General features: G+C 59.3%; 11 protein-coding genes and 1 pseudogene. 9 read left to right on the forward strand and 3 right to left on the reverse strand.

Annotated features, from left to right (window positions below; all coding sequences use genetic code 11):
- Positions 1-313: 313 nt before the first annotated feature.
- Positions 314-586: a hypothetical protein gene (locus ASG57_RS29375; protein WP_057198587.1), complete on the reverse strand. Its 273-nt coding sequence runs from the start codon at positions 584-586 to the stop codon at positions 314-316.
- A gap of 524 nt (positions 587-1,110) precedes the next feature.
- Between ASG57_RS29375 and ASG57_RS29380 the strand changes: the two genes are divergently transcribed.
- From ASG57_RS29380 to ASG57_RS29395, 5 genes and pseudogenes are all read left to right on the forward strand, one after another.
- Positions 1,111-1,407 (forward strand): hypothetical protein, encoded by a 297-nt coding sequence (locus ASG57_RS29380; RefSeq protein WP_057198589.1) that lies wholly within the window; start codon positions 1,111-1,113, stop codon positions 1,405-1,407.
- Positions 1,397-1,955, forward strand: a pseudogene (locus tag ASG57_RS29385) (type II toxin-antitoxin system VapC family toxin). The gene ASG57_RS29380 and the pseudogene ASG57_RS29385 overlap by 11 nt, the downstream one beginning before the upstream one ends.
- 167 nt (positions 1,956-2,122) lie before the next feature.
- Entirely contained in the window at positions 2,123-2,248 is a 126-nt protein-coding gene (locus ASG57_RS39755; RefSeq protein ID WP_283806211.1) for a hypothetical protein, read from the forward strand.
- Between the two features lie 233 nt (positions 2,249-2,481).
- On the forward strand, positions 2,482-2,736 hold the full coding sequence (locus ASG57_RS29390) for a FitA-like ribbon-helix-helix domain-containing protein (protein WP_057198591.1): 255 nt from the start codon (positions 2,482-2,484) through the stop codon (positions 2,734-2,736).
- Positions 2,733-3,158 carry a type II toxin-antitoxin system VapC family toxin gene (locus ASG57_RS29395; protein ID WP_057198593.1) on the forward strand — a complete coding sequence of 142 codons (426 nt, stop codon included), beginning with the start codon at positions 2,733-2,735 and terminating at the stop codon, positions 3,156-3,158. The genes ASG57_RS29390 and ASG57_RS29395 overlap by 4 nt, the downstream gene beginning before the upstream one ends.
- Positions 3,159-3,527: 369 nt before the next feature.
- Here the strand turns inward: ASG57_RS29395 and ASG57_RS29400 are convergent, their stop codons facing one another.
- Together ASG57_RS29400 and ASG57_RS29405 are read right to left on the reverse strand one after the other, a co-directional pair.
- A complete protein-coding gene (locus ASG57_RS29400; RefSeq protein WP_057198595.1) occupies positions 3,528-4,040 on the reverse strand; it encodes an RES family NAD+ phosphorylase in 513 nt (170 codons plus the stop codon).
- On the reverse strand, positions 4,037-4,519 hold the full coding sequence (locus tag ASG57_RS29405) for an Xre family toxin-antitoxin system antitoxin (RefSeq protein WP_057198597.1): 483 nt from the start codon (positions 4,517-4,519) through the stop codon (positions 4,037-4,039). The genes ASG57_RS29400 and ASG57_RS29405 overlap by 4 nt, the downstream gene beginning before the upstream one ends.
- 138 nt (positions 4,520-4,657) lie before the next feature.
- Here ASG57_RS29405 and ASG57_RS29410 point away from each other — a divergent pair, with 138 nt between their 5' ends.
- The 4 genes from ASG57_RS29410 to ASG57_RS29425 all read left to right on the forward strand — a co-directional run bounded on the left by ASG57_RS29410 (position 4,658) and on the right by ASG57_RS29425 (position 6,623).
- Positions 4,658-5,041: a type II toxin-antitoxin system Phd/YefM family antitoxin gene (locus ASG57_RS29410; RefSeq protein WP_156402852.1), complete on the forward strand. Its 384-nt coding sequence runs from the start codon at positions 4,658-4,660 to the stop codon at positions 5,039-5,041.
- Entirely contained in the window at positions 5,038-5,658 is a 621-nt protein-coding gene (locus tag ASG57_RS29415) for a PIN domain-containing protein (protein ID WP_057198601.1), read from the forward strand. The genes ASG57_RS29410 and ASG57_RS29415 overlap by 4 nt, the downstream gene beginning before the upstream one ends.
- 310 nt (positions 5,659-5,968) lie before the next feature.
- On the forward strand, positions 5,969-6,259 hold the full coding sequence (locus tag ASG57_RS29420) for a type II toxin-antitoxin system RelE/ParE family toxin (protein WP_057198603.1): 291 nt from the start codon (positions 5,969-5,971) through the stop codon (positions 6,257-6,259).
- 1 nt (position 6,260) lies between these two features.
- Positions 6,261-6,623: an addiction module antidote protein gene (locus ASG57_RS29425; protein ID WP_063997029.1), complete on the forward strand. Its 363-nt coding sequence runs from the start codon at positions 6,261-6,263 to the stop codon at positions 6,621-6,623.
- Positions 6,624-7,909: the final 1,286 nt, after the last annotated feature.

A 7,909-nucleotide genomic window follows, 5' to 3' on the forward strand; every position in this document is an offset into this window, starting at 1 on the left:
CCCCGCCGCCTCGCGCTTGTACTCTTCAGTAAACGACCGACGTGCACGTTCCATTCAACACCTCCAGGCTCAACGAGCCTACTACAGGTGTCCACTCATTCGGAGGAAGTTCACCGCGGACAACAGAGGCCGGAGATTAGTGCAGGCGACATCGGCACCGTCTGTGAGATCGAGGATTATCCCATCATGATGGGCCCAGCACCGCGCATCCGCGTCAAATTCGGAAGTCACATCACAGCATGGGAAACCCCGACGCAGTTTGAGATGGCGACTTAGTCGCAAGGGTCGCAAACTCATAGTTGGATCGAGCTACCTAGCCGCTACTGCGCAGGGGAAGAGCATCGAATGTCGCTTGCCGCTGATTTGCGATCAGTCCTCGCGCAGACAACGAAGCCGTGGCGCCGGCGTACCCTACCGTCAAGAGCAGATCGATCTCTTCCGGCGCGAACGCATTTAAGCGCGTACGCATCGATGCTGCGCGTTTCGTTTGCTCCGTAGAGATCGCTGGCACACCGGACACATCATAATCGGCGATCGGAGTGTCGATGCCCCAGTAAGCGACTTTACGCTGACCAAGATTGTTCATACCAAACAGAATGCGCTTGCGCGAATTCTCGGCCTGTTGAGAGACGAGTTCAAGCGTTCTAAAAAGCTGACCTAACCGGGCAGGCAGGCGCTTCTCTAGGCAGTCGTAGCGACTTGCCCCTTCCTTGCGAATCTCTCCCAGTCATGCTCGGGGCTTCACAGGAGCTGCGACATGGCGCAACGGGAAAAGATCTCGGTGAGCAAGTCAGGGGTCCAGGCTGAAGGACTAGTAACAAGCCTAACAGTCGCACTTGGCGGTATTGCTCTCCTTGCAATAGGTTTTTTCACCGGCCAATGGAGCACGCTGATAAAAGCGTGCTTGGGGCTCAACTTCAAATAGTTGGCGGACTGGCCGGAGCTATAGCAATAAGCAGCGCATTCCGGTCAATGGCTCAGGAGAACTTTAGCTCCTACTGCCGACAGGTATTCTATGCTGATGCCATCACTTTGAGGGGGCGAAGCCCTCATTTCCGGTCTTGCACAGGCGTTGAACAATTGCATATTTGTTCAAGGCTGGAGATTGCTATGGTTATGCGGAACCGCCCGTCGACAGAAACCGAGGAGCACATTGCGCTTAAGCGCAACCGGCTCGTGCTCGAACAGGCCCGTGCGCTCGGGCTGCTCGGCGAGAAAAAGAACACGCGCTTGTCCGGCCGCGTACCGGCAGGCCTGATAGAAGCTGCAAAGAAGCGGGCTCACGTATCTTCCGATACCGAACTTCTAGAGCTCGCGTTGTCGCGTCTGGCGCTCGAGGACGATTTCGGCGCGCGTTTAGTCAGGAGCAAGGGAAGCCTCCCGGCAGATATCGATCTTGCCATTTGATCTCCCGGGAACGTTGCGGAGTCTGAAGCCGCTGTTGACGCGACGAGCAGATTCCGAGCTTGCTTGGGCAGTTGACGAGCCACTCATCGGCGGCGCGCGAATTCTCGATACCAGCGGTTACCTCGACGTCTTGCAGGCACGCACGCCGGTCGCCGTCGATGAATTGCTGACATTTCGCGTCTGCCACCACTCGGCCGTCTGCCTAGCCGAACTAACGCATGTGTTCGGGCGGCTCGATCCGGCCCACCCCTCAACAAGTGGGGTTCTGCAAACGGTACGGGATGTGATTGATGACATTCCGCAGCATCGCTTGCAGGCTCCAGATACGGCGATGTGGGGCGAAGCGGGAATACTTGCGGGCGAGCTATTTCGTCTCAGCGGGGCACCGAAGGATGCGGGGCATGAGCGGAAAATACCTCAACGATGCGCTCATCTATCTCCAGGCGCGGGGTATCGGTGCCAGCATATTGACAGGGAATGTTGGCGACTTCGACTTCCTGAACCAACTTGCTCCTGGCGTTCCAATCATTCTGTATCGGCCTGCGTGAGCCAATCCGTGAGCGTCGAACAGGCAATGCTGGTCGCGAAAGTCTGCCGAGCCGCCAGGAGTCCTCGAGCCTTCTAGTTGCGAGCCTACGTCGAAGGGGACCGGACGGAGCCGTTCGACTTCGCAGTCCAGCAATTCCGCGACCTCGCACTCAACGATAGGGCACACATGGCGACCTACGTTTCGGAGGTCGTGGAAGCCCTGAACGAATCCTTGGCGATCGCCTACGGCATCGACCGCGAACTATACGCAAGCTACGTGCTTGCACGCGATCAGCCCGACGGTCCTTCGTAGACACTTGGCTTGCCCCGGCTGACCTAAGCCGCCAGAAGTCGCTCCGGCCGTCCGCAGGAGCTTTCCCAGCCGTCTGCTGCGACGGGTTGTCCAGAGCGCTGCTGCCACCCAAGCGGCTGTAGACTCCGATTGAAGCTGGGTTCGGCGCGCGCGAGCGCCGAAATCGTTCTTGAAAAGCGCTATCAAACAATCTACATTGATAGCATCGCAGTCAATATCGGGAGGGCGCCATCATGGCCGCTGTCACCATCCGCAATCTCTCCGAGGAGGCGCACCGCGCCCTGAAAGTCCGCGCGGCGCAACACAATCGCAGCACGGAAGCGGAAATGCGCGCCATTCTGGAGGCAGCCGTGCGTCCCGAGGGCCGGCTGCGGCTCGGCACTGCCCTTTCGGAGATGAGCCGCAAGATCGGACTCACCAATGCCGATGTCGAGGCCCTCGAACAGGGCCGCGACGCGCGTCCCGCTGAGCCGATGCGCTTCGAATGATCCTGCTCGATACCAATGTGGTCTCCGAGGCGATGAAGCCCGATCCACACCCATCGGTCCGTGACTGGCTCGACGCCCAGGCGGCCGAGACGCTGTTTCTCTCCAGCGTCGCCGTCGCGGAACTGCTGTTCGGCATCGGCGCGCTGCCGCGCGGCAAGCGCAAGGACAGGCTGGCATCTGCGCTCGACGGCGTGTTGGACCTGTTCGCGACCCGCATCCTGGCCTTCGATACCGCCGCGGCGCGGCGCTATGCCGACCTCGCCGTCAAGGCGCGCGCGTTGGGAAAAGGCTTCCCAACACCCGATGGCTACATCGCTGCAATCGCTGCCGCACACGGGTGCGCAGTGGCATCGCGCGACACGAGTGCGTTCAATGCTGCAGGTCTGACGGTGATTGACCCCTGGACCGTGACCAGCCGATAGCGGCCGCGACGGCACAAACCGCGGGGAATTGCAGGAAAAAACTCCGTCACCAACCTTACCTTTAGCGAGATGTTTCGGAAACCCACCACTTGATTGCGAGTTCAACATGGTGATCCGAATAGTCGACATTTCCCGCGGCGACAGACTCCAATTGAACGCGAATGACTCAGATCGAACCTGAAACGACAAACACCACTGTCGTTTCGCGTTCGATCTGAGTATCGGAGCGAGAAAATCCATTAATTTCAGTCTGGGGATTATGGCTCCTTCGGAGTCTATTCTCGTTCAATCGGAGTCAGGTAGCCAGAATTAGGGTTCCATTGGAGTCGCTTGGTCGGTCAGGCGAGATCGTACTGCTACGGCGAAGAATTAGGGCGGTGATGTCGAAGGATGCAGGCGCGTATCTAGCGCGAACGCTTCCTGAAGGTGCTGCTGGTACGCGCCTTTCGCCCTGGTCGGGTCGAAGATCAGATTCCAGCTGTGATTGGACACCGCACTTGGGATCACGACGAATTTGTGCTTGGCCAGGAGCGCATCCCCGAACGCCTGCTGGCCTGCGCCCGGGATTCCCGGTCGCAGCCAATTGGCGTTCGGAACGTCGGCAGGGCGAACAATATGAACGTCAGACACGTCGGCGATATGAAGCGCGGTCAACACGTGCGGGAGAGTGTCGAGCGCTTTGAAGCCTTTGTGAACCGCCACTTCGAGTATCGCGGTCGCTGGATCAAGCGCGCAATACACAACGCGAACGCCTTTGCTGTTCCACCGGCCGCCGACCTGGAATGCGCCTTCGCCACTATCCCAGGTCGACGCAAAGCGCGCCTGATCGAGGCGCCAAGCGATGAGCTTGCCGCCTCCCAATGGCCCTACAGAAGGCGTCATGCATAGACGCCGTATGCGAGGCGTGTGAGGTACTGTTCAACGAGCTCGATGCCGGCCGGAGTGGCAAGCAGGTCGATCGGACGACGCTGGTCAAGACCGATGGCCGGACGCTCGAGCCACTGCTCGGCTTCTTCCTGCGAACCGAACACGTCGGTGGCCTTGGCCAGGATTTCGGCAAACTTCCAGGTCCGCCCACTTTGCTCCTGGCTGAGCGGCTTGTCCGGAGCGTCCTTGCGTCGCTGAAAGGTGCGAAGGCTCATTCCGAAGGCTTTTTCCAACGAGTCCGTTTGAATGATAAGGAGGTGACGGACAAAGTGGGTCAACGCAGAGCCTGGCAGTCCGTCCAGCAGCAGTTCGTGGGCGTCGAGGGCGCTTGTGATGCGGCGCGACAAGATGCGTGGCCCGCCGAGCAAATCGGCCACCTTCTGCAGATCATTGCCCGGCCCCTTTGGAGCCGGCTTCTCGGCTGTGGCAGTCACAGTAGCCCTCGCGTCACGTGTCGCTAAATATACGTCACATGTCGCGACTAATCAAGCTTGGTCCTCCACGCCTCACCCCCTGTCGTTTGGCATTCGATCTGAGTCCGGATCGGCTAGAGCTGGGCCGTTGACATTCGAGTGAAAAAACGTATTTTACGTATTATGTCCATGCGTCTATTTTCTTCTTTGGACCTCCAGCAGCAGTCCGGTGAAATCCAGCGAGCTGCTGCTCAAGCGCCGGTCGTTATCACCAGCCACGGTAAGCCGCGCGCTGTAATGATGTCGGTCGAGGAATTCCGCAGATTGAAGACCCTGGCTCGCGAAGAAATCCCGCTCGAAGCGATTGCACGGCAGCCGACAGTGTTCGGCCACGAACCCGACGATGTGCTTGGCTATCCCGAGCACGACCCGGTCGAGGCCGTCCATCACATGGCAAAGGATGCCGCTGCTGGCATCAACCAGGACCTGGTGCGCCGAGAAGCCGAAAGGTTTGCAAAACACTTTGTTCGAGGCGCCAAGTGAACGCTCAGGAGTTCAGCGATAAAGATCCGATATTCCTCATCATGGATGCGTCGCCGATTGTGATGCTGTCAGCGATCGAGCGCCTGGATTGGCTGATGGAGCCCTGCGGCACGATCTGGATGACCGACATGGTCATGGAGGAAGTCGCGCGCGATCCGGACTCGGGTAAGGATCCGCGGAGCCGCTGGCTTGCCTACACGCGTTCGTGGATCGCCGCGAACAAATTCCGCATTCGCCGCGTGGAAACCGACACCTACAGAACGTACCAACTTGCGTTGGACGGCTGGAGGGCTCAGGGCTCGGATCCCGAGAGGAAGCCCAATTCCCGCGATCTAGGCGAAGCCAGCATTATCCAGACGCTGAAGAGCTTTCGTGGCAAGGTGCTGCCGCGGCAGACAATCATCGTCCTTATGGACGAGTCCGATGGGCGAGACGCATTGAAGGGAACGCGCCGGATCAACCTCGATGTGTTCGGTACCCGCGCGTTCGTCGAGGCACTATACGCGCACTTTGGAATCGCGGAGGCCGAGCACGCCTGGCAGGCAATCTTGAAGGTCATCACCGCGGATGAATCCAAGGATGACGATGATCCGTTCATCGTACGCCGAGCGATATAGGCCGAAGGCGGGTTAGAGCCGATCGGACTTCCGACATTTCCCGCGGCGACAGACTCCGATTGAAGCAGAGAGACTCAGATCGAACCCGAAACGACAACCTCCTGTCGTTTCTCGTTCAATCCGAGTCTGCCTGTCGGAACAGGGCAGACATTTCAAACGGCGATTTCCGCTTCCATCGGAGTCAATGCTGGTTTCAGCGGAGTCGATTGGCCGCGATTACGCTTTCATTAGGGTCCCTTGGTGCGGATGCTTCGTCCGCGGTTGTGCATTATAGTTGACAATCTCGGACGGGTTGTGTACTACAATACACATGCTCGAAGTCCGCCAGACAGACACCTTTGCGAGTTGGCTCCGGGCGCTCAAAGACGCAAACGCCGTTGCGCGGATTGCCGCCCGCATCCGCCGCCTCGAACTGGGCAACCTGGGCGATGTGAAACCGGTTGGCGAAGGCGTCAGCGAGCTGCGGATCGACTACGGGCCAGGGTATCGTATTTACTTCATTCAGCAGGGCAATACCGTGGTGATCCTGCTTTGCGGCGGCGACAAGCGGACCCAGAACAAGGACATCAGGACCGCCAAGCGGATGGCGAAGGAGGTTTGATATGCCACTTAAGACAACCAAGTTCGACGTTCAGGACTATCTGAAGACGCCTGATCAGCAGGCAGCCTATCTGGAAGCAGCGCTTGATAGCGACGATCCTTCGTTCATTGCAGTCGCTATCGGAGATCTAGCTAAGGCTCGGGGAGTTTCAAAATTCTCTCGCGAAACTGGACTGAGCCGCGAAGCGATCTACAAGACGTTTCGCGTGGGCGGCAATCCAACGCTCGATACGCTGAGCAAGGCGACGGTCGTTCTTGGCTACAAGCTAGCTCTTGTACCGAGAAGTCGGACCGTTGGCTCGTCGGCAAATAGCCGCCCGAGCGATAAGCGCGGTACTGGCGCCAAGGCAAAAAAGCTTGCTTGAGGCGCGGTCCCGATCTCGCCGGATGCGGCTGATGAGAGGAAGCCTTGATCTGGTCCTAATGTCAGCCTGGCCGCCAGGAAGCGCTCCAGTCATCTCCAGGAGCTTGCTGAGTCGGCGCGGGGCACGGCGGCGGGACCGCCTTGTGTGCCCGCGGCCACCCGCAGGTGCGGTAGACTCCGATTGAAGCAGAAAGACTCAGATCGAACGGCAAACGACAATTGGTAAGACATTCGGGCCGGCACTTCTTCGGAGATGCCTCCTTATGCGAACACTTACTGATAGCCGCACAGGCAAATGTCGGTTCGCGTTCGATCTGAGTCTTTCTGCTTCAATCGGAGTCTGCCGTGGCCGCAGTGCCAAACAGACGTGGCCGGCCTCGTGGATGGCGTAGCGCCGGATCCGCGGGTTCCTCCCGATGCATCAACGGCGGAGATCGGCGAGCTCGAGCGGCCACTCCGCGTGGCGCGCGAAGCTCAGGAGTCGCGCATCAGCGTTCGCCTTGGGGCGCCAGCGCGAGCCGACAGATGTCGAACAAGCCCGGGCTGTCGAGAACCAAGCCGTATGAGGAGATATAGATGAAGTACCTCGCCTTCAAAAAGCGCGGCAAGCGGCCGCAGGACGCAGACCTCGTCGTTCTCGCGGACAGGATCGGCGTCAAAGTTGTCGATGGAAAGTAGGCGCAATGTGACCGGAGCGCCTGTGATGGAAGCGCAACTGCGGCCGATCGACTCCGATTGAACAAGCATTGACTCTGATCGAAGCGGAAAGTGGCGTCGAAGCGCTCGCCCGCGTTCACCGTCTGAAGTTCAAGGCGAGACTTTGCGAACGCTTTCGGCGGTCCAACCCCCGCCACCTACCAGAAATCCGGAACTCGTGAAAAAGCTAGCTAGGGTAACCGACACCCGAGGGAAAATGCTCATGGCCCGCAGGACGCTATCCCGGAGGAATATTGGCGCCCCATCCTCGACGATCTCGCGGCTGACGCCGAACCGGTGGGAGGGGCGCGGGGCTTCGGCTGTCCGAGCTCCTGCGCGTTGCCTGTCGCCGGTGCGACCGAGATCCAGAAGGCTGACGCGGTTCGTCTGTACGGCCAGCAGGCCATCTGGAAGGAGGTCGGACAACGTCTGCTGAACAACACCTGCCAAAGCCGGACCGGCCGCTATGACTGCCGCGCGGCAATCAGGGTGACAGTGGAGCGTCAATCAGGATGAGAGAGCTTCGCCGGGCTCGTGACGCAGGGAGGGCGTAGCCCGACCGGAGTTACGAGCCCGGCGTCGGCGCGATCC

It is taken from the genome of Bradyrhizobium sp. Leaf396 (assembly GCF_001424605.1).
In the GTDB taxonomy this organism is placed as follows: Bacteria; Pseudomonadota; Alphaproteobacteria; order Rhizobiales; family Xanthobacteraceae; genus Bradyrhizobium; species Bradyrhizobium japonicum_C.